A 26,193-nucleotide genomic window follows, 5' to 3' on the forward strand; every position below is an offset into this window, starting at 1 on the left:
GCAAACCTGCCGAAGTGCTCGTGCAATATCGCGACGCCCGCGCGCCATCGCAGATAGCGAAGCGATCGCGAACGGACTTCGCGCTTGTCATGGCAAAACATCGAAGGCGCCGACCGTGCATTGATTACCCGGGCGTCAATCGGCCCGTTGCCTCACCTGTTTCCCTGACTCTGGGCCCTGACCTGGAAGTCCGTTTCTCTGGCCAAGGCGCGCGAGAAAGATGCAGCGACGCGCAAGCAGCTTAAGGCCGGCGAAGACCCGGTGGCGGCCAAGAACGCTGCACGGAAAGGTGTTGTGGCGCTGCCGACGCTCCGTGATGCTGCCCAACAGGCTCACGGTGAGCAGCAGGCCGGCTGGCGCCATCCAAAGTACCGCGCGCAGTGGCTACCGTCGCTGGAGGCGTATGCATTCCCCAGATTGGGCGGGGAGACGGTCGACAAGATCGACGGGCCAAGGATCCGCGACACGCTGCTGCCCGTCTAGCACGACAAGTCCGAGACCACGCGACGGGTGCGCGAGCGCATCGGCGCGGTGCTCGACTGGGCCTATGCCAAGGGCATCGTGCTATCGAGGCTTCTATGTGCTCGCTGTCTAAAGGACTGCCACATCAACCCCAGAGAGATGGCCACTTCGCCACGCCGCCCTACGGCCAGCTGCCGGCGCTGATGCAGGCGCCTGGTAATACCGAGGCATTGGCCGTTTCGCGCTCCAGTTTCTGATTCTCACGGCCGGACGATCGGGTGACGCGCGGGGCGCGAAGTGAGGGCGAGATCGACATGGCGGCGGCGATCTGGACCGTTCCGGCCGAGCGCATGAAAGCCGGCAAGCAGCACCTCGTGCCGCCGTCCGCGCCCGCCCTGGTCATCCTGAAGCGCATGGCTGAGGTCGCGTTGGACGAGTTGGTGTTCCCAAGCATCACCGGCAGCGCCATTGATACTGAGAGCTTGGGCAAAGGGCGGCCCAGCGCGCTGACGCGCATGCCGGTAAACAACCAATGCCTGACACGACCCTGACGACGGTGTTGCGCAGCCCCGGCGCGGTCGACCAAGGGTGCACGGCATGAGGTCGAGCTTCCTCGACTGGGCAGCCGAGTAGACGGCGTTCCCCGGCAATGTAGTGGAGTCGGCGCTGGCCCACACGATAGGTAACAATGTCGAGGCCGCGTACCGCCGCCCGGATTGCTTCGAGAAACGGCGTGGGCTAATCGACGTTTGGGCGTCATATGTAGTGGTTAGAACTGCAAATACATCAATTGCCAAAGCTTCGTAAATGCCCGCGCAGTCTTGCTCGGGACGCTGCGGCAATTGTAAATCCGTCTTCCACTGTTCCGTCTCTGATAAGCGCCTCCAACTCCGCGAATGTGACGAAGATATGCCCGACGCCGGGTTCGGTGACCACTGCTTGAGGACTCGGCATGTCGGCACAGAACAACTCAACTTTTGATGCAAGTATCCCACTGTCTGGCGTGTACTCGCCTAGCGAGATCAGTTCCGAGCACCTCAGCCCTGTCTCTTCGGCAAGCTCTCTTATCGCCACGTTTCGCGGTGCCTCGTTTATCTCGGCAAATCCCCTAGGGATTTCAAGTTGCGGGCCAGGAATAGCATGTCTATACTGACGTAAAAGCAACACTCTGCCGTTGACAATTGGAAGTATAGCCGCCCCGGTACCGGCTATCGGCTTCGATAATATTCGGATATATCCCGTCTCATCACCTCCTGGAGTACGAACATAGTCCCGAACTACGCAGACGAATGCATCCTCGTACACCACTCCTGATATTTCAGGAACTGGATATAGTATTGCAAAACCAGCCTTGTCCGTAGAAATGAATAATTCCGGATGCTGCTGCATCAGCGCAAGGTATTTGGCAAACGAAGACTCAATCATAAGCTGGCATATCTATACTTGAGCAATGCCCTTTTGCTGCCGTATCGGCACTATCGCTGAGTATTTCTTTAGCACTCCGTCGGTAATGCTGCTCGATGAAAAGAGCTACCTCGGCGCCTGTCGCCGAGGGATCGGCAAGTTCAAGTCGCGGCAGTCGATTCATGACCAGAGGCATTGCATGACCGATCGCCACATCGATTTGCTGGCGCCCCTTGCCAAGCGCCTTTTCCTTCAGTTCATCCAAGGCTTCATCGGCGACGAGCCCAGCAAGCGCACTACCTGCCACGATCGCGGTATCAATGCCTGCTGCGAACGCAAGTGCGCCGGCGCCGCTGACAGCAAGTTTCGTGGCCTGCCCAATTAGCACCTTCATGCCGCGCTGGTACACTTTCGCTAGGGGGCGGGATGATCCCGACCAGCCATTAAGGAAATTGGTAACAATAACCTTGCCCAACGCTTCAGCATCGCGATTAAAGGCCGCAACACGCTCCTGCATCTCGTCGACGAGCACCCTTCCCGAGGAGGTCGGGTTCTGCGCTAGTTGAGCGGCTGTGCTAATGTGCTGGCTCCACTCGGCTGTGAGCCGGATGGCCCGAATATCTTGAACGGTGAGCACATCAAACAAACCAATGTATCGATCAAGAATTGTTTGTGTTTTTAATGCCTCATGCACCCGCACTAACAGCGCTGCGGCCTCCTCTACGCTAACGATTGCCGCAATGTCTCCACTCTCTGATAATACAGATCTACTTGGTGAATCAGTCGGCGTGATAGGCTCTATACTCGTTGCATCAGATAAAGTGGTATTATATATTAAATCAACTATTTGCTTAATTTCACGCGCAAACGGCTTGTACGTATCAATCATCGTGTTCGAAAGGTCAGACCCATTCACGATAATCAGTCTTTTGTAGATGTCGGATCTTCGAACTACGCCTTTGCTTGCAATATCGTCCAACGTAGGACAAAATACCTCTCGAAGATAACGCGCGCTCTCGCCGACATCGTTGGATTTCGGTACGAGTGAAGCCAGAACATTCGCACCCGTGATGCCGAACATGGTCAGCCGCCTGGTAAACCGATCTGTAATTCTGACGCGAATTGCGTCTAGGTTCGCGGCGTCAGATTCCCAGGAGAGGCGAGCACATGTTACATGCGTATCTTCTAAAACACCGGACCAGTGCTTCATTTGCTCGATAGGCACGGTCCCTTGCTTTTGCGCTAGCTCCATTCGAGGGGAAGCATCGTCATGTAGAAATGCGATGATGTCGCCGCTGTGAAGAAGCTGCTTCAGACCTGCCCGGTCGGCACCTCGACCCCAGAGGAGGGAAAGTGCGTCCGAATTGGCGAGGTATGAGCGGTTCACAACCAGTCGCGAACTAGAGAGTATGGCGCGTTTGAACTCAGTGGCGGCGAGCTCGCTGGTTGCTGACCGTCGGAGTAGCCCCTTTGAGTAGAGATCAGACGTCGGGAACCACTGATCGTCCAGACAAAGCGGTGCCGCCGCCCCCGTCCCGCGCAGATCAGCCGTTTCGATGCGAGTGAACGTCAAATGGGCAACTCCGCAATGGGGACAATCGACACGACGTAAGCGTGCCAGTGGAGGTACCAAGCAACAATCCCTTAATTGCTTTGCACAGCACTGGCAGCCCTCCGTTGGAGCCGGGATCGGTTTGGGGCATGCCATCAGGCGACTACTGTCATTTTAAGATCGAAGGATCAGTTGGGGCTTATTGCGCAGCAGTGACCCGCTGCCGACCACCCATTGGTAAGGGATGGCTTCGTCAACCCAAATGCAACGAAAGTGCCAGAAAGCCAGGGTGCAGGACCCCGACAAACCGTTGCGTTGTTACCCGCTTCCACGACTGAGCAGTTGAACCGCCCCAGGCTTGTCGGAGGCTCCAACTCCGGAGAAGGTGGAGCCATGACGAGCAAGACGACGAACAAGTTTGCGCCCGAGGTGTGCGAGCGCGCTGTACGAATGGTTTTCGACCACGAGCGGGATCATCCGTCCAGGTGGGCGGCTATGGTGTCGATCGCCTAGAAGATGGGCTGCGTTCCGCAGACACTGCATGAGTGGGCGAAAAAGGCCGAGATCGATAGCGGCAGACGCGCCGGCGTCCCCGCTGAGGTTGCCGACAAAGTGAAGGCGCTGAAACGCGCGGTTCGCGAGCTGTGGCAGGCCAACGAGATTTTACGCAAGGCGTCAGCATATTGTGCCCGGACGGTGCTCGACCGGCCGTTCCGGCGATGATCGCGTTTATCGACGATTACCGCGGTGCCTATGGAGTTGAGCCGGCCTGCCGCGTCTAGCCGATCGCCCCATCCACTTACCACGAGCGCGTCACGCCTGTCGCCGGGGCGCGGCAGAATTTGGCCCTCAAGCCCAAGATCGCCCGCGTGTTCGCAGACAACTTTGCGACGTATGGCGTGCGCAAGGCCTTGGGTACAGATGATGCGGGCGTGCTTTGCAGTCGCGCGCCGTACCGTGGAACGGCTGATGTGCGAAATGGGCTTCGCAGGGGTAATCGGGGGCAAGCCGATGCGCACGACCATCAGCGACAAAGCTGCGCCGTGCCCGCGCGATCACGTCAACATGGCGCAGCTTCGAAGCTGTCGAATATGCCACGCTCGAATGGATTGACTAGTTCAAGCATCGTGCTCGAATCCGTCGGCAACATCCCGCCTGCCGAAGCCGAAGACCAACATTATGCCGCCACAGACATCATCGGCATGGCGGCATGACTTACACCGAAAGGCCTCGGGCAGACCCGGCGCAGTTCATCGTCCCTTCTCATCAGCAGACTTTAAGCCAGGCATTCCATTCGCAACCGCATAATCTAAGAGCCCAACTCATGGTTGGAATTAGGCAATACGTCGCCTCATTCGCCTGATGGATGAAGGCATGATCCAGAATTCGGACGATGCGATCGAGGTCTACCAATCCTTTGCCTGACGCCGGCAACCCTGAGAACTGGCGTCGGGTCGCCGTAGCATTCGACGCTGTCGTTTACGCCCGCGAGTAGTAAAATCGCGGCGACTGCGATTGCCGCTGCGCATTGCCAGTTTGAACCCGGTTCTCATCCGGGTCCGCTTCCGGCGTTTCGTAGCGGATTATCCATTGTGCATTGGCATCGGGCAATATGCGAATTTCTGGTTCATTAATATTTTATTCGAACTTCGGTGTAATATGGCTGAGATATGTAGGAATCGTACTCGCTAAAGCGTTGAGGTACTAATGGCCGTTATTGTTGCGCAACTATCGAAAGCTTTAGATTTGCTGGAAACGGCAATTTCTAGCGCCTTGGTCCCTTCAATTGTTGTGCGAAGCCCGAGCGAAATCATCCTAAATTTTGATTATGGCTTCGTCGATGAGATTTACGGAACTGGGTTCTTCTGGGACGATGAGACTGGGGTCACCACAGGTACCGTAGACCGCATTGTCGAACGTCGTGAAGGCGAGCTGACCTTCACGATATCCGATATTTCAGTACCGTTGGAAAACCTGCTTACCTGGTTTGAGCAAGGTGACTGGCAAGCTTTCAATCAATACATCCTCAATCGTGCAGATCTTGTTATAGGCTCCGACTCTGGAGACCGACTTCATACGTTCGCCGGTAACGATATTGTAGTCGCAAACGGCGGGGACGACGAAATTGATGCCGGATCGGGCAACGATTACATCGATGCAGGTAGCGGCGATGATTCAGTGTACGCTGGCGATGGTAATGACTCCTTGGACGGAGGCGTCGGTGGTGCTGACGAGTTGTTCGGCGGTAATGGAAATGATACCGTCAGTCATGCCTCGTCTGGACAGGGCGTAATCGTAGACCTTCAGGCCCAGAGTACTTGGGACGGCGTTGCCAGCGACAGGCTGGATAGTATCGAGAATGCCATTGGCTCTCGGTTTGACGATCAACTTTGGGGCAACAACGGCAATAACGTTCTGGACGGCGGAGCAGGCGGTTCTGACGACCTGTTCGGCCGCGGCGGCAACGATACTACCAGCTACGCCTCGTCTGGACAGGGCGTAATCGTGGACCTTCAGGCCCAGAGTACTTGGGACGGCGTTGCCAGCGACAGGCTGGATAGTATCGAGAACGCCATTGGCTCTCGGTTTGACGATCAAATTTGGGGCAACGAAGGCGATAACGTCTTGGACGGGGGAGCAGGCGGTTCTGACGACCTGTTCGGCCGCGGCGGTAACGATACTGCCAGCTACGCCTCGTCTGGACAGGGCGTAATCGTGGACCTTCAGGCCCAGAGTACTTGGGATGGCGTTGCCAGCGACAGGCTGGAGGGTATCGAGAACGCCATTGGCTCTCGGTTTGACGATCAAATTTGGGGCAACGAAGGCGATAACGTTCTGGACGGGGGAGCAGGCGGTTCTGACGACCTGTTTGGCCGCGGCGGTAACGATACTGCCAGCTACACCTCGTCTGGACAGGGCGTAATCGTGGACCTTCAGGCCCAGAGTACTTGGGACGGCGTCGCCAGCGACAGGCTGGAGGGTATCAAGAACGCCATCGGCTCTCGGTTTGACGATCAAATTTGGGGCAACGAAGGCGATAACGTCTTGGACGGGGGAGCAGGCGGTTCTGACGACCTGTTTGGCGGCGCTGGCAATGATACTGTCAACTACGGTTCGTCCGACCGCGGTGTAGCCATCAACTTGGACAGCCAGCGCACTTGGGACGGGCTTTATACCGATCGGCTTCAGGGAATAGAGAATGCGACAGGATCAGCGTTTGCCGACGTGATTTACGGATCGTCACAAAGCAACAAATTTACCGGCGGCGCAGGCGCCGACCTTTTCGTTCTCGGATCGTCATGGGGGCACGATGAGATATCGGACTTTAATCAAGGCGAGGATAAGATACAAATTTCGGTCGATATATTTACCGACTTTGACGATGTAATGAACAGTATTTATAGCGCCAACGACTATACCGTAATTCAGGCCGACCCTAACAACACCCTGACGTTTGGCATCGCCGCGCACCTACTAAGTTCGTCTGACTTCCTGTTCGTGTGACGTTCGCTCACAGCCTGCGACCGGCCGAAGCCCGGCGTGGCTTGGGGCTTAATAGCCCTTAAGCCGAACTTATAATTCGAATTTAGCAATGCGGCGCGTCATTCGCCTGATGAATGAGACGACCTTTCAGATCTTGGACGAGGCTATGGGGGTGCTTCAGTCCATGGCGAGACGCCGGCATCGGTTGGGGCAAGGCAAAGTGCGTCCGACGACCCAGCGCTGGGGAGAATGACGAAGCCTGCTAGGTCGAAACGCTAATGATTTTGATCGTCAGCCGATCAATGAGCGCGACTGCTGCTTGAAGCAATTGCCCAGTAATAATGCCGATCGTGTCTGTTCATGTGTGCCGCTTGCCCCGTCGTATTCTTGCCCGCGTCGTATCCGCGAGGCCCACCCGCCTCGGTGGTCTTGATCAACTGGCTATCATAGCCATCTGCGATCGGTGCTAGCGTGCAACCCTCCGAAATTAGCACCCACGCTAACGGCGCGGAGCAGATTACGCCGAAGATGCCGTTGTCGCGCATGCTGTAGAAATGGTACTGCGCAGTTGTGAAATCTGAAAAACTCTTGGCCAGCTGCCCAAGCGATGCTCGAGGATCGGCCCAAGAACTGCCACTCATACGCGAGTTTGCTGTTCGTGTGATCGCAAATAGTTTTGGTATCGACAACCCTACTAAAGAGCATCGAGGGCACCTTCACGAATTGCGTTGCTGGAAGCGGGCGATCGGCAAGGTAATGGTTGAGCGGATCATGTCCGGCGAAAAAATGCCTGATAAGACGCCATCGATGTTCCGATGTTCCGATGGTCTACTTTCAGGCACGGGATCGGCCGACATATCCAGCGCTTGAAAACATGCGCACCAGCGCAGGCCAAAGGAATCGACGGACTGCTGCACCTGGAATACCGTAGCGCGGACGGGCCTCATAGCGCTTCGCTCTACACTTGATTTCTGGCGGGAGCGCGTGATGTTTGATCTTGAACATGGCCTGTTCGGTCATAAAGATGGGTCAGTTGAGACAGCGCGATACCGGTTTGATGCGCGGCTTCTTTCGCAACATGCTCCTCAACGGCGAACTGCGAATGTGGGAGGCGGAGTCTGGCGCCTCGATATCACGGCTCGATCCTCTCATTTCTGTGAACTGCTTTCTCGACCTCGACGCAAGCAATGCAACTATCGCGGAGGCAGGGGCCGAGCTTGATCGACGGATAGTCGTTTTCGAAAAAGCACGACGATCAAGCTAGGCCACCGTGCAGGAAAAAGCATAGGAATGATTTGCCGAATTTCATCAAAATGCCGTTAACTCAACGGCTTGCACGATGAAATTGGCGGAGACGGAGGGATTCGAACCCTCGGTACCAGTAAACCCGGTACGGCGGTTTAGCAAACCGCTGGTTTCAGCCACTCACCCACGTCTCCGGCTGCAGCAGGTGCGGGGCTATAGCGGGGGTCTGCGCGGGGGGCAACTGGTGTTGCACGGTGTTCGAGCGTGAAATCGACTCTTTCCGCCGTTTCATTCATTGCGGGGTCAGGCCCGGATTGGTTAGCTGGGCATTCACGTATCGGGGAAGATCATCATGCGCAGTTTCTGGCTCGGGCTCGGCGCCCTCGCCGCGTCGATCGCGAGCAGCGCGCCCGCGCAGGTTCGCACGATCGACCCCAATCAGGCGATCGACGGCGATCTCGCCCCGCAACAACGCGCGCAGGCGGACACGCGCGCGCAGCCGTCGCCGCGCTATCCCGAGCAGCCCGCCCCGGTCGAACCCGTCGAATCGCCCACCCCGTCGCAGGTCGCACCCGCGACCGGTGCCCAGACGCGCGCGGAGGCGACGATGAGCGCCGCCGACACCTATGAACGCGACGACCTGCTCGCGGCGGGCGAAGGCGTGTTCGGCAAGGGCGCAGCGGGGCTCGGCGGCATCCTCGAGAAGATCCTCAAGGACCAGGGCCAGCCCAACGCCTATATCGCGGGGCGCGAGGCGTCGGGCGCGTTCATCCTCGGCGTGCGCTATGGCTCGGGGCTGATGAACCACAAGGTCGAGGGCGAGAAGCCGGTCTACTGGACCGGGCCGTCGGTCGGGTTCGACGTCGGCGGCGACGCGAACAAGGTCTTCGTGCTCGTCTACAACCTCTACGATACCGAGGAGCTCTACAAGCGCTTCCCCGCGGTCGAGGGCCGGCTCTACCTCGTCGGCGGATCTCGCCGCGACCTATCTGCGGCGCGGCAACGTCGTGCTGATCCCGATCCGGCTCGGCGTCGGCTGGCGCGCAGGCGTGAATGTCGGATACATGAACATCACCCACAAAAGCCGCTGGCTGCCGTTTTAAGGCGCAGGTGGGCAGCCGGCCACGCCCGGCTGACTCCACCAAGCCCGGCCGGCGGCGCGTAGCGCCGTCCGACGACGCGGGCTTTGCCCGCGACGCGGCGCCGCCCCCGCCAAACACCCCTCACCCCCCACAACCCTGGGCTCCCGCCTCCGCGGGAGAACAGCGTGTACGGCGGGCCTCCGAGCACCTCCTGCACCAGCGCCCGGTAGCGCCCACCCCCACAATCCCCTACCACCCCCGCCATGGCAAAACCCGACCGCCTCGCCCGTCTCGACGCCCAGCGTGAGGATCTCGAAACCGACTACCGCGCGACGCTGATCGCCGCGCTCGAAAAGACCGCGGGCGGTTCGCTCGGGCTGTTCGACCGCAGCAGCGACCGCCGCGTCCGCACCGCGATCGCCCCGACGATCGACGCGCTGCGTGAAATGGGCACCGAGATCGACGCGATGCGCGACCGGCTGATGCTCGACCCGTTCGCGCTCCACCGCGACTTCTTCGCCGCGCGCGGCCCGGTCAGCGCGAGTGCGCCCGGCGAGCAGAAGGAGGCACGGCTGTGGCTGGAGCGGCTCGCGCAGGAGGATCCGGCGAACTAACCCCCACCGTCAGGATGATGAAGACAGGGGACACAAAACACCTCTCCCCGTGGGGGAGAGGGAGGGGCCCACGCAGAGCGTGGGAGGGTGAGGGCAATTGAGGCTCGAACCCCCACCCACGACCCCCACCGTCATCCTGACGAAAGTCAGGATCCAGAGCCGGGCAGGACAACGCATGTAACCCTGGATCCTGACTTTCGTCAGGATGACGGGAGAAGGGAAACGGACGGCGCGCCTTAGCCCGCGAAACGCCACCCCGCATCGGTCCCCGCGAGGAACGGCACGACCGCCGTATCCCCCTCCCCGACCCGCTCGGGCACGATCACGCTCTCGCGCACCAGCGTCACCGTGCCCTCGTTCAGCGGCAACCCATAGAAGCGCGCGCCATGTTCGGACGCGAACCCCTCGAACCGGTCGATCGCGCCCTCCGCGTCGAACACGCCGAGATACGCCTCGAGCGCGAACGGCGCGTTGAAGATCCCCGCACAGCCGCAGCCCGATTCCTTCGCGCCCACGACATGCGGCGCGCTGTCGGTGCCGAGGAAGAAGCGCGGGCTGCCCGACACCGCGGCCTTGCGCACCGCGAGCCGGTGGGTCTCGCGCTTGAGCACGGGCAGGCAATAGGCGTGCGGCCGAAGCCCCCGTCGAACAACGCGTTGCGGTTGATCAGCAGATGCTGCGGCGTGATCGTCGCGGCGATCGGATGGTCCGCCTCGGTCACGAACGCCGCGGCCTCCGCGGTGGTGATGTGCTCGAGCACGATCTTCAGCGCCGGATAGTCGCACGTCAGCGGCGTCAGGATACGCTCGACGAACACCGCCTCGCGGTCGAAGATGTCGATCGCCTTGTCGGTCACCTCGCCGTGGATCAGCAGCGGCATGCCGATCCGCTGCAGCGTCTCGAGCACGCCCGTCAGCGCGCGGATATCGGTGACGCCGTGCGCCGAATTGGTCGTCGCATGCGCGGGGTAGAGCTTGCACGCGGTGAACACGCCCTCGGCATGGCCGCGCTCGATCTCGGCGGGATCGGTGCCGTCGGTCAGATAGCAGGTCATCAGCGGCGTGAAATCGGCACCGCCGACCGCGGCGAGGATCCGCTCGCGATAGGCGCGCGCGGCGGCGATCGTCGTCACCGGCGGGGTAAGGTTGGGCATGATGATCGCGCGCGCGAACTGCCGCGCACTGTGCGGCGCGACCGCGTCCAGCATCGCGCCGTCGCGCAGATGGAGATGCCAGTCGTCGGGGCGGCGGATCGTGATGCTGTCGGTCATGCGCCCTCCTACCGACGCGCGGCAGGCGACGCCAGACGGTTGCGCGCCTTGGAAATCGCCCGGCGCGCACTAGGTGAAGGAGATGACCCAGACCGACAGCGCAACCCTTCTCGCCGACCGCGCGGTGCTGCGCATCGCGGGCGACGACGTCCGCGGCTTCCTGCAGGGGCTGGTAACCGCCGACACCGCACTGCTCGCGCCCGGCGCGCCCGCCTGGGCCGCATTGCTGTCGCCGCAGGGCAAGGTGCTGTTCGACTTCATCCTCTGGGCGGATGGTGCCGACGTGCTGGTCGATGCCGAGGCGTCGCAGGCTGATGCGCTGGCGAAGCGGTTGACGCTCTACCGCCTGCGCCGCGCGATCACGATCGCCCCCGATCCGCTCCGCGTCCACTGGTCGCCGACGGGGACTGAGGGCAGCCCCGACCCGCGGCTTCCCGCGCTCGGCCACCGCTGGCTCGCGCCCGCGGACGCGGCGGCAGGCGATGCGTCGCCCGCCTGGCACGCACACCGCCTGTCACTCGGCGTGACCGAAGGCGTCGCCGAGCTCGGCAATGGCGAGACGCTCTGGCTCGAATGCAACGCGCGCGAGCTGAACGGCGTCAGCTTCACCAAGGGCTGCTATGTCGGCCAGGAGAACACCGCGCGGATGCACCACCGCTCGAAGGTCAACCGCCGCCTCGTCGTCGCCCCCTTCACCGAACCGAGCAGCCGCACGCGCGTCACCTATCCCGACCTCGCGCTGATGGTCGACCACCGCCGCACCGACGCGCTGGGCGACGCGCGCGTTCCGGACTGGCTTGCGCCTTCGCTCGAGGCCGACTCCACCGGCTGAAGCGCCCCCACGCCCGGCATCCTGACGAAAGTCAGGACCCAGGGTCACGAACGCCGTCGCTGCTTGGCTCTGGATCCTGACTTTCGTCAGGATGACGGGAGGGGAGGTTATCGCTGCCGGGTTCCAGATCCTGACGTCCGCCCCGCGCAGGTAACGGCGCTGTCTGCTAAAGCGCGCCTCGCAGCCTAGGCGAACGACCCCAGCCCCGACCCCAACCCCGTCATCCTGACGAAAGTCAGGATCCAGGGTTACGAACGCCGTCGCTGCTGGACTCTGGGTCCTGACTTTCGTCAGGATGACGGGAAGGGGACGTGATGCCCGGCTTCAGATCGCGACATGCTAACGACAGCAACTCTCGCGCGTAGCGCAGCACCACACCGCCGCATTGCCCACGCCGCTTACCCCAAAAGGCTCCGCGCCTCCGCGCCTCCGCGCGAACCAAACTTCTTCCCCGCCAAGACCACCAGACAAAAGAAAAGGGAGGCCGGCTCTCGCCGACCTCCCCAATCCTAGTTCCGCATCCGACCCGAAAGGATCGGAAGGCAGAAGTCTTACTGGCCCGAACCCGGACCGTAGGTGACTTCCACGCGACGGTTCTGCACTTCGCGCACGCCATCGGCGGTGTCGACGCGCGGACGGCTCTCACCGAACGCTTCGGTCGAGATCACGCCATCCGGGATCGCATGCGACGACAGATAGGCGCGGACGCCGTCTGCACGACGCTGCGAGAGACCGACGTTGTACGATGCCGAACCCGACTTATCGGCGTGGCCTGCCAGCATGACCTGTGCGTTGCCGCACGACTGGTACTGCGTGACGGCGTTGTCCAGGATCGACGCAGCCTCAGGCGTGATGTCCGACTTGTCCCACTCGAAGAACACGATGAACGGACCTGGCGAGCAAACGACTTCGACCGGTGCTGGCGGCGGCGGCGGAGCCATGGGCTCTGGTGCCGGCGGCGGCGGCGGTGCGACTGGCTCTGCAGGCGCGCCGAAGTTGTAGGTCAGGCCGCCCAGGATGCTGTGCGAACGGTAACGACCGTCGAACACGCGGTTCGACACGTCGACCAGCTTGACGTTCTCGGCGTTGAAGAAGCGATACTTCAGCGTCGCGTCGACATGGTCGGTCAGCGGTGCACGGATACCGGCGAGGCCCTGATAGGCGAACACGGTGTCCGAGTCGTTCAGGAAGTCGCCACGGTTGTTGAGAGCGTAGTTCGCCTTGACGCGAGCAACACCGACACCACCGCCGACAAAACCCTGGATGCCATCGTCCGGACCGAAGTCCAGCAGGCCGTTCAGCATGAAGCTGAGCGCCGACGACGAACCGCCAGCGTAATCGTAGTTACCCGACGGTGCGTTCACGAGTGCGCCTGCACCGTTGAACGCCGGCGTGGTCGTGGTCGACGAGAAGCCGTCCACGGTTGCCTTGCGGTAGCCGACTTCGGTTTCGAGGCGGAAGCCACCGAAATCGTAGCCCATGACTGCATCGACGTCATAACCATAGTCATGGTCGACCGAAGCGGCGTTGTTGAGTGCACCGATGTCATAATCGATGTCTTCAACGATCATCGCACCGCCTTCGATGCCAACGTACCACGACTTGTCGCGGGCGAGGGCAGGAGTGGCGAGTGCGGTGGAGGCGAGTGCCAGAACGACGGCAAGCTTCCGCATATAAATCCCCTTTCATGAGTGTCACACGGACATCGCAAACTCCCTATCCTCCGCCTTGTTTCCACGCAAGCGAACAAAAACCGGGGGTGTTGCTGGAACGACACAGTTTCCGGGGTGTTTACGCGGCAATCAGCCCATGGTTCCGCAACGCGGCCAAGATGGCGCCGATCGTGACCCTCGCGGCGTCGTCGACGACACTGCCGCCGACGACGTCCGCGATCGCCGCGCCGCGGGCCTGCACCACGGGAACGCCGCCGATCACGACTCGCGCACCCGCGATGTCCGCCCCTGCCCAGGCGGTGCCGTCGAAGCGCAGCAGCATCGCCCGATCCTCGCACCACGCGGTCATCCCGGCGTGCGGCACCGCGAACCGCCAGCCGCCCGCGGTCCAGCCCGCGATCGCCTGCGCCTGCCCGGTCCAGTCCCCGCCCGGCGCCGCACCGACGATCCAGCACGCCCCCGGCGCCGGATCGACGGGCGGCACGCTCACCCCAGCCGCGACGACGCTCGCGTTGAGTACGATGTCGAGCAGCGTCAGCGCCTCGTTGTGCACCATCTCCTTCTGCGCCTGTCCGGGTTGCAGCAGCGGCAGCCCCAGCCGCGCGCTGCGATCCCCCGTCATCTCCGTGTCGATCGTCATGTCGCCCCTCCCGCTGCTGCCACCATGATCCGCGCTGGTGCGGACAATCCGAAGAGCCCGCGCTGCCGCACCTCGACCGCGACCGGCCCGGCCCCGCGCTCTGCCGCGGTGACGGTCACGCTGGATACGCTCGTCTCGACCGTCCGCACCGCGCCCGTCGCGGACACGATCCGCACGACATGGACCTCGGCGTCCTCGCCCAGCGGCACGTCGCCGCCATCGATCCACCGCCACCCCGCACGACTGCGCCGGATCCAGCGGACCGCGGCGTCGCCATTGCCGGCAAGCGCGACGCGGAGCCCGACGGGCGACGGCGGCAGCACCGACCGCCCGCCCAGCACGCAGCGTGCCTCGACCGGCTCGGTATCGCCGACCCCCGACGCGAGCACGCGCACCGTCTGACCGATCGCCGCGACGGGCAGGTCGATCGTCCGCATCGCATCCGCCTCGATCAGCACGAACGCGTCGCCCGGCGCCTGCGTGCCGATCGCCGCCTCGGTCCCGCGGCGCCCGCGCCACAGCCGCGTCAGCCGCCACCGCCCCGCGCCGACCGGGTCCGCACGCCCGAACTGGATCAGCTCGTCCCCCACCAGCGCGAGGTTGCGCCCCGCGTCGAGCCCCGCATCGTCCGCATCCGCGAGCAGCATGTCGGGCCGCGCGAGCACCACCTCGAACACCCCCGCGGCGTCGCACAGCAGCGCCCCGCGCGCCGCCGCGACCACCGCGATCCGCCCCATCGTCGCGGGCGCCGCGGTCGCTCCCGCTGTGACCCAGCTCGCGCCGTCGTCGATCGAATAGAGCAAAGCCGCCTGCCGCCACCCCGCACCGCTGCCGCCCGCCGCCACCGTCAGCCGCGGCGCCGCGAGCGGTGCATCCTTGAGCCCGGGCGTCTCGAACGCCGCCAGCCGGCTCGCGCCGATCACCGCATCGACCGCCGCCGCGACGCGCCCGCTGCTGCCCGCGACCGCGACCGCGACCGGCGCGATCTCGACCGGCGTCAGCACCAGCGTCGTGACCATCGCCTCGACCATCGTCTCGACGATCCGCCAGATCCCCGGCTCGGGGACGCCCGCCGCATCCGCGATCCGCACCACCGACCCCGGCGTCCGCGCCAGCCCGCCCGGCCCCAGCCGCACCGTCCGCCGCACGCGCTCCGCCTCGGCACGCGCCAGCACCGCCGCCGCGATCGTCTTGGCCGCCCCCGCCGACAGCACCGCGGCCAGCGCGATCCGCTCGTCGCGTCCGCCCGGCCCCGCACCAGCCCGCCGCACGCGCTGCAACCCCGTTTGATAGTCGCGCGCGGCGTCGTAATAGCCGATCGTCATCGTCCGCGGCACGCTGTCGCTCGCCGCGACCGCGCGCACCTTCATATCCGTACCCTGCCCATCCGCCCTCACGCCGGCATCGACGATCACCGGCAGGTCGCCCGCCGCGCTCGCGGGATCGCACAGCGTCAGCGCGCTTCCACGGGGTCCCGGCGCGAACCAGCCGCCCGCCGCCTGCGCCAGCGTCGCAAGCACCGCGCCGACGCTGCCGCCCGCCACCGCGAACCCGTCGAGCGTCATCGCCGCCTCGCCCGCCTGCTCCCCCGTTCCCTCCGTGACCTCCGCCGCGACCGCCCGCGCGATCGTCGCCACCCCCACCGAGCCCGCGTCGGCGATCACCTCGAAGGTCAGCGACGGGATCCGGTTGCCGTACGCCGCCAGCGCCATCTGCTCGAACACCACATAGGCGCAGCCGCGATAGGCGGGCGAAACCCCTGCGCCCTCCGCCGCCGCGATCAGCGGGTCGACCGCCTGCGTCTCGCCGCCCGGATGCAGCCGGAACCCGGTCGCGGTCTTGAAGTCGCCGCCCGCACCGCGCAGCAGCTTGCCCTCCGCCCAGATCCGCCCGACGCGCAGCACGCGCCGCGCCGACAGCAGCACCGCGAACGACGCGGCATAGCTGTACGTCGACACGCTCGGCTGCCCCTTGCCGCCGCCGCTGCGCGACCGCGTCTCGATCAGGTCGGTCGCCCAGATCACCGTCCCCGCGACGCGCATCGTCCCGAACAGCGCGGGGATCTGGCTGCCATAGGACGAGGTCTGCACCGCCAGTTCGGTCAGCCGCGGCCCCTCGCGCCGTCCCGGTCGCAGCACCAGCCCGTCGACCGACCGCCCGATCAGCGCGCCGATCGCACCGCCGATCGGCCCGCCCACCGCGCTCCCGACCGCGGTCAACACCAGTGTCGCCATGTCATGCCTCCCCCGATTGCACGGCCGGACGCCAGCATCCCAGCACCGGCTCCGCGACCGGTCCCGGCCGCTCGACCACGCGTTTCAGCACCGCATCCGCGTGGATGATCCCGCGCGCGCTGCGCACCGCGAAGTGAAGCTGCGCCGGCCCCGTCCGCAGCATCAGCACGTCGCCCGCCGCGCCCGCATCCCCACCCGCCCGCCGCGCCAGCACCCGATCGAGCCACGCCGCCACCGCGACCGGATCGCCGCCCCGCAGCGCATAGCCCGTCGGCACCGTGACGACGCACCCGCCCGCACGCAGCGCCAGCGCGACCAGCCCGACACAGTCGAGCCCCGTCGCCGCCGCGCGGCCGTGCAACCGGAACCGGCTCCCGACCGCGGCGAGCGCGGCGCGCTCGACGGCGGCGCCCGTCTCCGCGCTCATGCGCCGGGATACCGCGTCAGCAGGTCGATCCCCGGCAGATACGGCTCGCCGCGAAAATTCACCGCGTTCGCAAATCGGGTCGCGCACGTCGCAAGGCTCTTGTCGCACCCCTCGACCAGCTCGACGAGCGTCCCCGCCGCGACCGCGAACGCGGGCGCGCGCTGCAGCGTCACGCTGGCGCCCGCCGACGCGACGACCGCGCTCTCGAGACCGCCGTTCGCGCCGCCGAACCAGCGCAGCACCCCGCCGCCCCAGCCCCCCGCGACCGGCTCCGCGGTGTCGAGCGTCACGCCGCGTCCCGCGACCGCGACCACCCTGGCGAACCGCCGCCGCGCCGCCATCGCCACGCGGCACCGCGCATCGCCCAGCTCGGCGCGACATTCGGGCGACGTCTCCTCGACCACCGCGCGGTCGAGCGCGGCACCCGCCCCGCGCAGTTCGGCGGTGAAGCCGCTTTCCGTCAGCTCGACCGCGCCGATCTCTCCCCCGCCCAGCGCGAGTCCCGCGCCGCCCGGATCGGTCCAGTCGACCGCGAACACCGTCACCCGCGCACCGTCCCACCGCCCCGCGAGCAGATCGCGCGCGCCGATCGCCGCCGCGCTGAGCGCACCCGCAACGTCCATCGTGTCCGCCTCGAGCGCGCTCCCCCGCTGGATCGCCGACGGCGTCATCCCCGGCGCCGCGTGGTGGACCAGCCCGTCCACCACCAGGTCGCGGTCATGCGCGGTCAACCCCACCGCCACCCCGTCGCGCCGCTCCACCCGCCAGCACACCGCGATCGTCGCCAGCTCACCATCGAGAACCATGTGATATCTCCGAAAGGAGGACCCAGACACCGCCATCCCCACACCCGCGCACCCCCACCCCCGCGCACCCCCACCCCGTCATCCTGACGAAAGTCAGGATCCAGAGCCGCACAGGACAACGCTCTTGGCTCTGGATCCTGACTTTCGTCAGGATGACGGCGAGGAAGCTTTGGATCCCGCACGCCGACCGCAAGAAACCGACTATCCCTCGCGCACCTCGACCAAAGGTACCGACCCAGCGACCCCCGCCAGAAACGTCGCGCGCGCCACGCTCAGCCGGTCCTCGGCAAACCGCACCGGCACGTCGAACGCGAACCCGGCCGTCACCACCACCCCGACCGCGGGCGCGACATCGAGCACCACCCACCCCCCGGCCTCGACCGAAAAGCCCGCAGTCGCGACCCCGCCGACCGCGACCGACACGCTGCCCGCCACCGGCCGCGTGATCCGCCGCGACGCCGCGCCATAATATTTGACCAGCGCAAACCGCCGCTGCACCCCGTCGCCGACACCGATCCGCTGCCCGACCGCGTCCGCATCGAACGGATCGCGCAACCGGAACCCGCGCGCCGGCCCCATCCGCGCGCGAAAGAACGCGAGCAGCGCCGCGATATCCGCCTCGCTCCGCAACCCCGGTCCCACGTCATAGCTCGTCCGCGCCTCCGCCCAGGCCGCGTTGCGAGTCTCCGCACCCCCCGCACTCGTCAGGATCGCGGTGGAGAATCCCGGCGCCACCTCCGCCTCGCGCCCCAGCTCGAGCGGGAACAGCACGTCGTCGAACGCGTCCACATCATCCTCCCCATCGGTCTCGAACTGCACGAACCCGTCGCGCATCACCTGCGGCAGCGCCCAGACGAAAATCTCCGCCACGCCGCGCGCCCGCGCCACGCGCGCCGCCGCCGCGATCCGCCCCCATTCGGCGACCTGCGCCGCGCCGCGCCCGGGCGTCAGCACGAACCCCGACAGATAATGCTGCCGTTCGACCGGATAGCCCAGCCGCGCACCGACCAGCGCCACCGCGTCGGCCGAAGACGCACTGTCCCCCGCGGTCACCCAGTCATACTCCTCGAGCTGCAGCACATCGAACGCCGGCCACGCCCAGCCCAGCGGCATGTTCGCCCGCTTCGCCTCGGGCGCCGCGGCATCGAGCACCGTCGGCAGATAGGTGAGCAGATGCGCCACGCACCCGCCCGCCCCCGCCTCCTGCCGCGCCGCCGCCACCAGCGCCGCGGTCGACGCCGCCAGGCACGCCCCCGCCGCGTCCAGCGTCGCGATCTGCGCAGCGCTCTTCGCCCCCCGGATGCTCGCCATCGCCACCGGCGCGAACGCCGCGACCGCGCTCGCATCATAGAGGCACGGCCGCCCGTCGGGCATCACCCACCACCACGGCTCGCCGACCTGAAACCGCGCGCGCAGCCCCGCCGCGACGCCGATCGCCACGAACGCGCGCGCCACCGCCTGCAGATACGCCATCGCCCCGCCATGCGCCGGCGACAACAGCGTCGAGGGCGGCGCCCACCCCGTCAGCGCCGGCGCGCCATCCGCCGCGCGCTGTTTCCAGTCGTTCCAGCAATGCGCATCGAACAGCTCGTAGCTCAGCGACCAGATCACGTCATAGCCAAGCGCCTTCGCCCGCCGCGCAAAGTCCCGGTGCCACGCCGCGCACGCCGCGTTGAGCACGCCCCCCGCCAGCGACACGTAAAACCCGCCACCCGCTCCCTCGAGCCGGAAATAATGGCTCATCCCGACATAATGGACGATGCTCCCGCGGTACCCCAGGTGCAGCGCGTTGCGCAGCAACCGCGCGGGCGTCAGGTTATAGCTGTCGTCATAGCCGCTCGCGATCCGAAGCGCGTGTTCGGGCACCACCGCCTCGCCGATCGCCAGCACCGCGCCCGGCCCGTCGCACGCGATCGCGCTCCACTCGACCCAGCCCTCGTGCATCGCCGCCAGCGGCCCGCTCCCCGCGCCATAGCCCGGCGGCACCAGCGACACGAACATCCGGTCGATATCCCCCGCCCAGACGGGATCGCTGTCCGCGGGCAGGTCGAACCCGCCGACCAGCGCCGCGAAATCGAGCGTCACCACCGCGTCCTCGGGCGTCCCGACCGCATAATTCCACACCCGCACATACCAGGCGCGCGCTCGCCCCGCGGCGTCGCGCCCCTCGATCGTCAGCGTCGGGCCATGGATCGCGTCGAGCGCGACGACACCCCCGACCGCCACCGAAACCGCAGCCGACAGTCGCGAAAGTCGCGCGCGGTCTCATAGGCCAGTAACGGATGATCGAACCGATCCTCCGCCTCCCAGATCAGCCCGGCGAGATCGTCCTGCTTGTAGAACACCGCATCGACCCGCAGCGCATCCGGCCCCGTGGTCACCACCGACGCCATCATCGGCCGCGGAAAATCCACCGTCCAGAACCGCGGATCGAACCGCGACACCACGCCCCCGACCTGCCCCGTCCGCCCCGAACACAGCCAATGCCCCATGATGATCTCCAGATTCCAAGAAGAACGACAAGGGCAAGCGAGCCCAAAAACCCCTCTCCCCCCGGGGGAGAGGGAGGGGCCCGCGCGCCCTTGCGCGTGGGAGGGTGAGGGCAAGTGAGACTCCCCCCTTCACTCCACCGCCAAAGCCGCCCGAACCGCCCGCGCCACCTGCCGCCCCGACTGCGCCAGCACCCCCGGCGCCGCCCCCGCGGCCGCATTGACGGTAATCGCCACCCGCACCTCGCGCACCGCACCAGCACCGGCACCGGCACCGGCACCAGCCTCGATCCGCCCGCTGCTCGCCGGCACGAACATCTCCGGCCCGCGCTCGCCGACGACATAGGCACGCCCCGGCGACACCGGCCCCCCGGTCGCGCGCCCCGGCAGCCCGCCGAGCAGTCCGGCCAGCGCCCCCGCCAGACCGCCCCCGCCAAGCACCGACTCCACCCCGGTCTTCACCGCCGCCCCCGCAATCGCATCGAGCGCCGACACCGCCACCCCCTTCAGCTCCTCGAACCCGAGCGCCCCGGTCCGCGTCGCGCGCAGCAACGCGGCCTCGAGCCGCACCGCCGCGCGCTCCGCCCCCGCGCCCAGCACGCCGTCCAGCTCGCCGCGCATCGCCGCGACATCGCGCGCGAACGCCGCGTTATCCACGCGCACCCGCACCAGCGCGGGCTCCAGATCGTCATCCATCGGGAAAAGCCTCCTGCAACCGCGCGATCGCCGCCGCATCGGGCGGCGTCGGCGTGTCTCCCATCATCGCGGCGACCACCGCCCCCAGTTCCGCGGGCGTCGCGCGCCAGAACACGTCCGGCGCCCAGCCCAGCACCGCGCCCGCAAACCCCGCCAGCCGCGCGGCGCTCGCCGCAAAGCGCGTCATCACCGCCCCGCCAGGATCTGCCGCAGCAACCCGCGCAGCACCGGCGTCGCGGCGGCCAGCCCCGCCTCGACCACCGCCTCCCCCAGCCGCTCGCGCGTCAGCCCCTCAGGGGCGTCACGCAGGCAATGCCAGAACAGCGCGACCATCTCGCCGATCCCGAGCTTCCCCGCCGCCGCACGCTCGACGAGCGCGAACAACGGCCCCAGCTCGTCCTCCGCCGCCACCAGCGCCGCAAAACTCGGCCGCACCACGAGCGTCTCCCCGGAGACCCGAAGCGCCCCCTCCCCCCGCAAAGAATTCGCCACTTCGCTCATAAAATATCTCCAAAACCCCTCTCCCCCAGGGGAGAGGGAGGGGCCCACGCAAAGCGTGGGAGGGTGAGGGCAAGTGAGGCCAAGAACACCGCCCCCGCCCCCCGTCATCCTGACGAAAGTCAGGATCCAGAGCCGCAGAGGACGACGCCCGTGGCCCTGGATCCTGACTTTCGTCAGGATGACGGAAATGGGTCAGGATGACAGGACCGAAGGTGGCCGAAGATCAATGGATCCCCCGACCCGCAACCCTCACCCCGCCACCACCGCCCCCGAACTCTCGAGACTCAGCGTGTAGGATCGCTCCCCATTGAAATCCCCGGCATAATCCAGCCGCGACACGAGGAACTTGCCCGTCATCGTATCACCCCCCTCGAACGCCAGCCGGTAATCGTCGAGCACCCCCGTCAGCGCGCTCGCCTTGATCCTGAGCTCCGCCGCCGAGCCCGTGAACACCCCCGCCCCCGACACCGAGACGCTCCGCACCCCCGCCCCCGACAGCAATTGCCGCCAGCCGCCCGAATCCTTCGTCGTCACCACGATCGCCTCGCCGTTCACCGACATCTGCGTCGTCCGCAGCCCCGCGACCGTCGCATAGACGACCGGCGCCGCGCCGTTCCCGACCTTCAGCAGGAACGCGCTCCCCTTCTCCACCGCCATGTCCGTCTCCCCGTTCAGTCCTCGCGGTACATCCGCACCAGAAATTCGCTCGTCCCGCGCCACCGCTCGCCGACGCGCAGCACGCGCGACCGCACCAGCTGCGCGCGCACCAGCCGCCACCCGTCGGACAGCAGCGGATCGAGCCCCTCGACCGCCGCCTCCGCCGCGCCCAGCGCCGCGCGCAGCCGCACCGGCCGCTCGCCGCCGTCGTGCAAGGTCACCACCAGACGCCCCTCGCGCCCGCGCCACGTCACGCTGCTCCAGTCGCCCAGCACCGGATCCTCGACCACCGCATGAGGGATTGCCGCGCGCACCGGCGGCGCATCGAACACCGCGCAGTCGAGCACGTCCGCCAACCGCGCGACCACCCCCGCCTGCAACACCGCCCCCGCACTCACGCCGCCACCTCGGGACTCAACCGCATCCGCCGATAGGGCCGCCACAACGCCGCCACCGCCGCCGGCGGCAGCGCATCCGACTCGCGATGATCGAACAGATGCGCGGCGAGCATCGCCACGCCCTGCGCGACCGGCGCCGGCACCGCGTCCCAGTGCTCCGCCGCGCCGTCCCCCGCCACCCGCGCGACGATCGCCTCGCCGACAAACGCCTCGCAGAGCAGGATCGCCGTCGCACAGACCCGCCCGAGCAACGCGTCCTCCGCACTCCCCTCCAGCCGCAACACCGCCCGCACGGCCACCACCGCGTCCGCCACCACGGCCACCGGCACCCCCTGCTCACCCATAAAAGATCTCCAAAAAACCCCTCTCCCCCCGGGGGAGAGGGAGGGGCCCACGCACAGCGTGGGAGGGTGAGGGCAAGCGAGGCTAAAAACCCCACCCCCTCACACCCACTCAGCTCACCGAGAACTTCATCAGCTTGATCGCCTCCGAATTCGTCACGCACCCGCCGACCCGCTTGGTCGCGTAGAAATTGACGAACGGCTTGTTCGAGTAGGGATCGCGCAGGATCACCGTCTCCGCGCGCTCGGCGATCAGATACCCAGCTTTGAAATTCCCGAACGCGATTCCCAGCGCATTCGCCGCGATGTCCGGCATGTCCTCCGCCTCGATCACCGGATAGCCGAGCAACGTCGCCGGCTGCCCCGCGGCCAGCGAAGGCGCCCACACGAACGCCCCGTCGCTCGTCTTGAACTTCCTGATCCGCGCCAGCGTCGCCGCATTCATCACGAAGCTCGCGCCCTGCCGATACGGCGCGCGCAGCGCCTGGACGAGGTCGATCAGCCGCTCCTGCGGGCTCGCCGAGAAATCCCCCGCGGTCCCGCTCGCCAGATATTGCAGCGTCCCGAACGCCCGCACCCCGTCCGCGGTCGCCGCGGTTGGCTGAGTCAGGAACCCCTTGGGCCGCCCGCTGCCCGATCCGCCGACGAACGCCGCGCCTTCCGCCTTGGCGAATTCCATCGCGATCTCGCCCGCCAGCCACGCCTCGACGTCGAACGCCGCATCGTCGAGCATCGCCTGGCTCGCCGCCGGATTGGCATAGAGCTCGCCCGTCGGCGGCACGATCTCGACGAACACCGGCGTCGCCGTCTCGGGCCGCGCCGCATTCTCCGCCGCCCAGCCCGACGGCGTGCCCCCCGTCGTGACGAGCTTGCGATACCCCGCCGAGCCCACCTTCACGACATTGGCGATGCTCCGGATCGGCGAGATGCCTTTCAGCACCGCATCGATCTGCGCATCCACCTCGCGCGGCACCGCATAGCCGCCCGCATCGCCCGAGACCCCGGTAAACGCCTTCATCTCGATCGTCGCACCGCTCCGCACGAACCCCGCAAACGCACCCGAAGGCGCAGCCCCTCGAGCATCGGCCGATCCATCACGCTCATGTCCATCTCCCTGCCAAGACACAAAAAAAGGCGCCCCGAAGGACGCCCGAAAAACCGTGTGTGGGTGCAAAGCCCAAGGCGAGCACCACCCCTCGCGTCATCCTGACGAAAGTCAGGACCCAGAGCCCCGAGCGCCGTCCCCACCCCCTCGTCATCCTGACGAAAGTCAGGATCCAGAGCCCCAAACGCCGTGCCCTGTGGCTCTGGATCCTGACTTTCGTCAGGATGACGGGAATGGGTCAACATGACGGGAATGAGTCAGGATGACGGGACTGGGTCAGCACGACGCGCCACCCCCACCACCTCCACCCGAGCCAAACCCTGCATCGGCACCGCCACCAGACTCACCTCGACCAGCGCCACCCCCAGCACCTCCCGCCGCGCCCCCTGCCGAACCCGCACCGCCCGATACCCGACGGACAACCCAGCCACCGCCCCCGACCGCACCAGCCCCGCAAGCTCGGGATCCTCGACCACCCCCTCGACGCGCAACCCCCGCGCATCCTCCGCAACCGACGCCAGCACCCCCACCGCCCCCCGCGATGCTGCCACAACAACGGCACCACCCCGGCCCCGGCAAACGCCCCCCGCCGCATCACGTCCCCCGCGCGATCGACCACGTCGAACACCGCCGCATAGCCCGCAAACGCGACCCCGCCCCGTTCGTCCCGAGTAGCGGTCGAGCCTGTCGAGACGGCGTATCGAGGGATCACTTCAACCACGCCGCAAACCCCAGCTTCACCGCCAGCCCCGCCAGCAACACCGCCACGAACAGCCGCGCGATCCACCCCGCGACCGCCTTCCACACCGACCGTTTCGCATCGCGCCACGCCGCCAGCAGCTCGCGCAACTCGGCCACGTCCCCCCGCGCCCGCTCGTCGCTCAGCCCCAGCCGCGCCAGCGCGCGCGTCGCGCCCAGTTCGCCCGCCTCCTCCGCGATCGCGCGCAGCGTCACCAGGTCCGCCCCCCGCTCCGCCCCCTGCGCCATCAGCTGCGCCAGGACCTGCCCATCCATCGTCGTGCCCATCAGACCCCCTCCTTCACATCGAGCATCTGGCGCTTCTCCGCATCGCTCAGGAACGTCGCCGCGCTGACCATGTCCCACAGCCGCTCGCGGTCCTCGACCAGCGCCGGCACCCGGTCGAGATCGACGCGCAGCGCCGCCCCCTCGAACCAGCCCGACAACCCCTGCGCGATCCCCGTCAGCACGCTCGTCGCCAGCGGCAGGATCGCCAGCCGCCACAGCGCCCGGTTCGCCTCGCGGTAATTGGCGTAGCTATTGTCCCCCGGCAGCCCGAGCAGCATCGGCGGCACCCCGAACGCCAGCGCGATCTCGCGCGCCGCCGCGCTCCGCGTCCCCGCAAAATCCATGTCCGCCGGCGTCAGACTCAGCGCCTGCCACTTCAGCCCGCCCTCCAGCAGCATCGGCCGCCCCGCATTCCCGCTCCCCGCAAACGACGCCTCGAGCTCGCTTTTCAGCCGCGCGAACTGGTCCGCCGACAGCGCCGACCCGTCCCCCGGATCATAGACCAGCGCTCCCGACGGGCGCGCCGCATTGTCGAGCAACGCCGTGTTCCACCGCGCCGCCGCATTGTGGATCCCGACCGCCGCCGCCGCCGCGCCCAGGCACCCCAGCCCGTAATGATCGTCGACTGGATGAAACGCCTTGAGGTGGATCACCTGCGGCCGCACCGGATCCGCCGACAGCCGCGTAACCCGCGCGCCGACCGCATAGCGATACGCCGCCGGCCACCCGCCCGCATCCGCCTCGACGCTGACCCGCTCGGGCCGCAGCGCGTACAGCTCGGCCGCGCCGCCCTCCGCATCGCGCAGCACCTGGACATAGGCATTGCCGTGGAGCAGCAGCTGCGCCGCCACCGTCTCGATCAACATCTGCCCCCCGACCGCGCGGTGACGAGCGCGACCAGCGCCGGATCCGACCCGTCGAGCGGCGCCGACCCGACGCCCTCGACGACCAGCTTCACCGCGCGCTGCGCCACCGCATTCCCCAGATACGCCTCGCGCACCTGCGCCTCATACCCCCGCGCGCCTGCGACGCCGCCCGCCCCCGCCCAGCCAAGACTCCCCGCCCCCGACAAAGCCGGCCGCGCGCCCTCCCGCCCGGACTTCCACCCGAACAACCCCATAATACCCTCCCGAAAAAAGCCAGAACCGAACCCCCTCTCCCCCGGGGGAGAGGGAGGGACCCGCGCGAAGCGTGGGAGGGTGAGGGGTTTGAGGCTAAGACCGCCCGTCCCAACCACCCCTCACCCTCCCGTCGCC

The 26,193-nt window shown here is 66.4% G+C and carries 22 protein-coding genes, 1 tRNA gene, 6 pseudogenes and 1 other annotated feature; of the genes and pseudogenes, 8 read left to right on the forward strand and 21 right to left on the reverse strand.

Translation table 11 applies throughout. The features are described 5' to 3' along the window. Positions 1 to 261 precede the first annotated feature (261 nt). A complete protein-coding gene (locus tag QP165_RS09030; protein WP_333995289.1) occupies positions 262 to 483 on the forward strand; it encodes a phage integrase central domain-containing protein in 222 nt (73 codons plus the stop codon). Positions 484 to 776: 293 nt separating this feature from the next. Next, on the forward strand, positions 777 to 1,013 hold the full coding sequence (locus QP165_RS09035) for a hypothetical protein (protein ID WP_333995290.1): 237 nt from the start codon (positions 777 to 779) through the stop codon (positions 1,011 to 1,013). Between the two features lie 235 nt (positions 1,014 to 1,248). Here QP165_RS09035 and QP165_RS09040 read toward each other — a convergent pair whose 3' ends face one another. Next, positions 1,249 to 1,887: an NUDIX hydrolase gene (locus QP165_RS09040; protein WP_333995291.1), complete on the reverse strand. Its 639-nt coding sequence runs from the start codon at positions 1,885 to 1,887 to the stop codon at positions 1,249 to 1,251. Then, the gene (locus QP165_RS09045; RefSeq protein ID WP_333995293.1) at positions 1,880 to 3,439 is read right to left on the reverse strand and encodes a hypothetical protein; all 1,560 of its coding nucleotides are present in this window, start codon (positions 3,437 to 3,439) and stop codon (positions 1,880 to 1,882) included. Before QP165_RS09045 ends, QP165_RS09040 begins: the two co-directional genes overlap by 8 nt. Before the next feature lie 495 nt (positions 3,440 to 3,934). Between QP165_RS09045 and QP165_RS09050 the strand changes: the two are divergent. Further along, a pseudogene (locus QP165_RS09050) lies at positions 3,935 to 4,483 on the forward strand (IS3 family transposase); the annotation flags it as partial. Next, positions 4,096 to 4,212, forward strand: a sequence feature (AL1L pseudoknot). (Overlaps the previous pseudogene by 117 nt.) 642 nt (positions 4,484 to 5,125) lie before the next feature. Next, positions 5,126 to 6,922, forward strand: coding sequence for a calcium-binding protein (locus tag QP165_RS09055; protein WP_333995295.1), 1,797 nt, complete (start codon positions 5,126 to 5,128; stop codon positions 6,920 to 6,922). Positions 6,923 to 7,617: 695 nt separating this feature from the next. Here the strand turns inward: QP165_RS09055 and QP165_RS09060 are convergent. After that, on the reverse strand, positions 7,618 to 7,818 hold the full coding sequence (locus QP165_RS09060; RefSeq protein WP_333995297.1) for a hypothetical protein: 201 nt from the start codon (positions 7,816 to 7,818) through the stop codon (positions 7,618 to 7,620). Positions 7,819 to 7,904: 86 nt separating this feature from the next. Between QP165_RS09060 and QP165_RS09065 the strand changes: the two genes are divergently transcribed. Beyond that, positions 7,905 to 8,165, forward strand: a complete 261-nt coding sequence (locus QP165_RS09065; protein WP_333995299.1) for a hypothetical protein — start codon at positions 7,905 to 7,907, stop codon at positions 8,163 to 8,165. An 82-nt stretch (positions 8,166 to 8,247) separates the two neighbouring features. On the opposite strand, the gene QP165_RS09070 is transcribed toward QP165_RS09065, so the two are convergent. Next, positions 8,248 to 8,340: transfer RNA gene (locus tag QP165_RS09070), tRNA-Ser, on the reverse strand. Between the two features lie 158 nt (positions 8,341 to 8,498). Here QP165_RS09070 and QP165_RS09075 point away from each other — a divergent pair. Both QP165_RS09075 and QP165_RS09080 read left to right on the forward strand, forming a co-directional pair. Beyond that, a pseudogene (locus tag QP165_RS09075) lies at positions 8,499 to 9,249 on the forward strand (DUF1134 domain-containing protein). 242 nt (positions 9,250 to 9,491) lie between these two features. Next, positions 9,492 to 9,842, forward strand: a complete 351-nt coding sequence (locus QP165_RS09080) for a hypothetical protein (RefSeq protein ID WP_333995301.1) — start codon at positions 9,492 to 9,494, stop codon at positions 9,840 to 9,842. Positions 9,843 to 10,078: 236 nt separating this feature from the next. On the opposite strand, the pseudogene pyrC reads toward QP165_RS09080, so the two are convergent. Continuing rightward, positions 10,079 to 11,112, reverse strand: a pseudogene (gene pyrC / locus QP165_RS09085) (dihydroorotase). A gap of 82 nt (positions 11,113 to 11,194) precedes the next feature. On the opposite strand from pyrC, the gene ygfZ reads away from it, so the two are divergent. Continuing rightward, positions 11,195 to 11,944 carry a CAF17-like 4Fe-4S cluster assembly/insertion protein YgfZ gene (gene ygfZ, locus QP165_RS09090; protein ID WP_333995302.1) on the forward strand — a complete coding sequence of 250 codons (750 nt, stop codon included), beginning with the start codon at positions 11,195 to 11,197 and terminating at the stop codon, positions 11,942 to 11,944. A gap of 551 nt (positions 11,945 to 12,495) precedes the next feature. Here the strand turns inward: ygfZ and QP165_RS09095 are convergent. The 16 genes and pseudogenes from QP165_RS09095 to QP165_RS09170 form a co-directional block, all read right to left on the reverse strand. Continuing rightward, positions 12,496 to 13,617, reverse strand: a complete 1,122-nt coding sequence (locus tag QP165_RS09095; RefSeq protein ID WP_333995304.1) for an OmpA family protein — start codon at positions 13,615 to 13,617, stop codon at positions 12,496 to 12,498. A 118-nt stretch (positions 13,618 to 13,735) separates the two neighbouring features. Continuing rightward, entirely contained in the window at positions 13,736 to 14,257 is a 522-nt protein-coding gene (locus QP165_RS09100; RefSeq protein WP_333995306.1) for a DUF2793 domain-containing protein, read from the reverse strand. After that, positions 14,254 to 16,491, reverse strand: a complete 2,238-nt coding sequence (locus QP165_RS09105) for a GTA baseplate fiber-binding domain-containing protein (RefSeq protein WP_333995308.1) — start codon at positions 16,489 to 16,491, stop codon at positions 14,254 to 14,256. The genes QP165_RS09100 and QP165_RS09105 overlap by 4 nt, the downstream gene beginning before the upstream one ends. Position 16,492: 1 nt before the next feature. Next, positions 16,493 to 16,918 carry a peptidoglycan endopeptidase gene (locus tag QP165_RS09110; protein WP_333995310.1) on the reverse strand — a complete coding sequence of 142 codons (426 nt, stop codon included), beginning with the start codon at positions 16,916 to 16,918 and terminating at the stop codon, positions 16,493 to 16,495. Continuing rightward, positions 16,915 to 17,724, reverse strand: coding sequence for a DUF2163 domain-containing protein (locus QP165_RS09115; RefSeq protein WP_333995312.1), 810 nt, complete (start codon positions 17,722 to 17,724; stop codon positions 16,915 to 16,917). Before QP165_RS09115 ends, QP165_RS09110 begins: the two co-directional genes overlap by 4 nt. A gap of 201 nt (positions 17,725 to 17,925) precedes the next feature. Beyond that, positions 17,926 to 20,216: pseudogene (locus QP165_RS09120) on the reverse strand (DUF2460 domain-containing protein). 129 nt (positions 20,217 to 20,345) lie between these two features. Further along, positions 20,346 to 20,909, reverse strand: coding sequence for a tail tape measure protein (locus tag QP165_RS09125; RefSeq protein ID WP_333995314.1), 564 nt, complete (start codon positions 20,907 to 20,909; stop codon positions 20,346 to 20,348). Continuing rightward, positions 20,902 to 21,096: a phage tail assembly chaperone gene (locus tag QP165_RS09130; protein WP_333995316.1), complete on the reverse strand. Its 195-nt coding sequence runs from the start codon at positions 21,094 to 21,096 to the stop codon at positions 20,902 to 20,904. Before QP165_RS09130 ends, QP165_RS09125 begins: the two co-directional genes overlap by 8 nt. Next, on the reverse strand, positions 21,096 to 21,410 hold the full coding sequence (locus QP165_RS09135) for a gene transfer agent family protein (protein ID WP_333995318.1): 315 nt from the start codon (positions 21,408 to 21,410) through the stop codon (positions 21,096 to 21,098). Before QP165_RS09135 ends, QP165_RS09130 begins: the two co-directional genes overlap by 1 nt. A gap of 249 nt (positions 21,411 to 21,659) precedes the next feature. Next, positions 21,660 to 22,067 (reverse strand): phage tail protein, encoded by a 408-nt coding sequence (locus tag QP165_RS09140; protein ID WP_333995319.1) that lies wholly within the window; start codon positions 22,065 to 22,067, stop codon positions 21,660 to 21,662. Positions 22,068 to 22,081: 14 nt separating this feature from the next. Beyond that, positions 22,082 to 22,465 carry a tail completion protein gp17 gene (gene gp17, locus QP165_RS09145; protein WP_333995320.1) on the reverse strand — a complete coding sequence of 128 codons (384 nt, stop codon included), beginning with the start codon at positions 22,463 to 22,465 and terminating at the stop codon, positions 22,082 to 22,084. Then, positions 22,462 to 22,809: a head-tail connector protein gene (locus tag QP165_RS09150; RefSeq protein ID WP_333995321.1), complete on the reverse strand. Its 348-nt coding sequence runs from the start codon at positions 22,807 to 22,809 to the stop codon at positions 22,462 to 22,464. The genes gp17 and QP165_RS09150 overlap by 4 nt, the downstream gene beginning before the upstream one ends. Before the next feature lie 109 nt (positions 22,810 to 22,918). Next, entirely contained in the window at positions 22,919 to 23,932 is a 1,014-nt protein-coding gene (locus QP165_RS09155; protein ID WP_333995322.1) for a phage major capsid protein, read from the reverse strand. A 236-nt stretch (positions 23,933 to 24,168) separates the two neighbouring features. After that, positions 24,169 to 24,506: pseudogene (locus QP165_RS09160) on the reverse strand (HK97 family phage prohead protease). A gap of 113 nt (positions 24,507 to 24,619) precedes the next feature. Continuing rightward, a complete protein-coding gene (locus QP165_RS09165) occupies positions 24,620 to 24,937 on the reverse strand; it encodes a DUF6127 family protein (protein ID WP_333995323.1) in 318 nt (105 codons plus the stop codon). After that, positions 24,937 to 26,057 (reverse strand): annotated as a pseudogene (locus QP165_RS09170) (phage portal protein). The gene QP165_RS09165 and the pseudogene QP165_RS09170 overlap by 1 nt, the downstream one beginning before the upstream one ends. Positions 26,058 to 26,193 lie beyond the last annotated feature (136 nt).

The sequence above is a fragment of the Sphingomonas sp. 22R3R2A-7 genome (genome assembly GCF_036856055.1).
Lineage (GTDB): Bacteria > Pseudomonadota > Alphaproteobacteria > Sphingomonadales > Sphingomonadaceae > Sphingomonas.

Bases quoted from the DNA above. Each gene is read 5' to 3' on its own strand.
- QP165_RS09035 (WP_333995290.1), top strand. From the start codon at position 777: ATGGCGGCGGCGATCTGGACCGTTCCGGCCGAGCGCATGAAAGCCGGC.
- QP165_RS09150 (WP_333995321.1), bottom strand. From the start codon at position 22,809: ATGGGTGAGCAGGGGGTGCCGGTGGCCGTGGTGGCGGACGCGGTGGTG.
- QP165_RS09100 (WP_333995306.1), bottom strand. From the start codon at position 14,257: ATGACGATCGACACGGAGATGACGGGGGATCGCAGCGCGCGGCTGGGG.
- QP165_RS09130 (WP_333995316.1), bottom strand. From the start codon at position 21,096: ATGACGCGCTTTGCGGCGAGCGCCGCGCGGCTGGCGGGGTTTGCGGGC.
- QP165_RS09135 (WP_333995318.1), bottom strand. From the start codon at position 21,410: ATGAGCGAAGTGGCGAATTCTTTGCGGGGGGAGGGGGCGCTTCGGGTC.
- QP165_RS09110 (WP_333995310.1), bottom strand. From the start codon at position 16,918: ATGAGCGCGGAGACGGGCGCCGCCGTCGAGCGCGCCGCGCTCGCCGCG.
- QP165_RS09140 (WP_333995319.1), bottom strand. From the start codon at position 22,067: ATGGCGGTGGAGAAGGGGAGCGCGTTCCTGCTGAAGGTCGGGAACGGC.
- QP165_RS09040 (WP_333995291.1), bottom strand. From the start codon at position 1,887: ATGATTGAGTCTTCGTTTGCCAAATACCTTGCGCTGATGCAGCAGCAT.
- QP165_RS09065 (WP_333995299.1), top strand. From the start codon at position 7,905: ATGGCCTGTTCGGTCATAAAGATGGGTCAGTTGAGACAGCGCGATACC.
- QP165_RS09165 (WP_333995323.1), bottom strand. From the start codon at position 24,937: ATGGGCACGACGATGGATGGGCAGGTCCTGGCGCAGCTGATGGCGCAG.
- QP165_RS09055 (WP_333995295.1), top strand. From the start codon at position 5,126: ATGGCCGTTATTGTTGCGCAACTATCGAAAGCTTTAGATTTGCTGGAA.
- QP165_RS09080 (WP_333995301.1), top strand. From the start codon at position 9,492: ATGGCAAAACCCGACCGCCTCGCCCGTCTCGACGCCCAGCGTGAGGAT.
- QP165_RS09125 (WP_333995314.1), bottom strand. From the start codon at position 20,909: ATGGATGACGATCTGGAGCCCGCGCTGGTGCGGGTGCGCGTGGATAAC.
- ygfZ (WP_333995302.1), top strand. From the start codon at position 11,195: ATGACCCAGACCGACAGCGCAACCCTTCTCGCCGACCGCGCGGTGCTG.
- QP165_RS09095 (WP_333995304.1), bottom strand. From the start codon at position 13,617: ATGCGGAAGCTTGCCGTCGTTCTGGCACTCGCCTCCACCGCACTCGCC.
- QP165_RS09105 (WP_333995308.1), bottom strand. From the start codon at position 16,491: ATGGCGACACTGGTGTTGACCGCGGTCGGGAGCGCGGTGGGCGGGCCG.
- QP165_RS09115 (WP_333995312.1), bottom strand. From the start codon at position 17,724: ATGGTTCTCGATGGTGAGCTGGCGACGATCGCGGTGTGCTGGCGGGTG.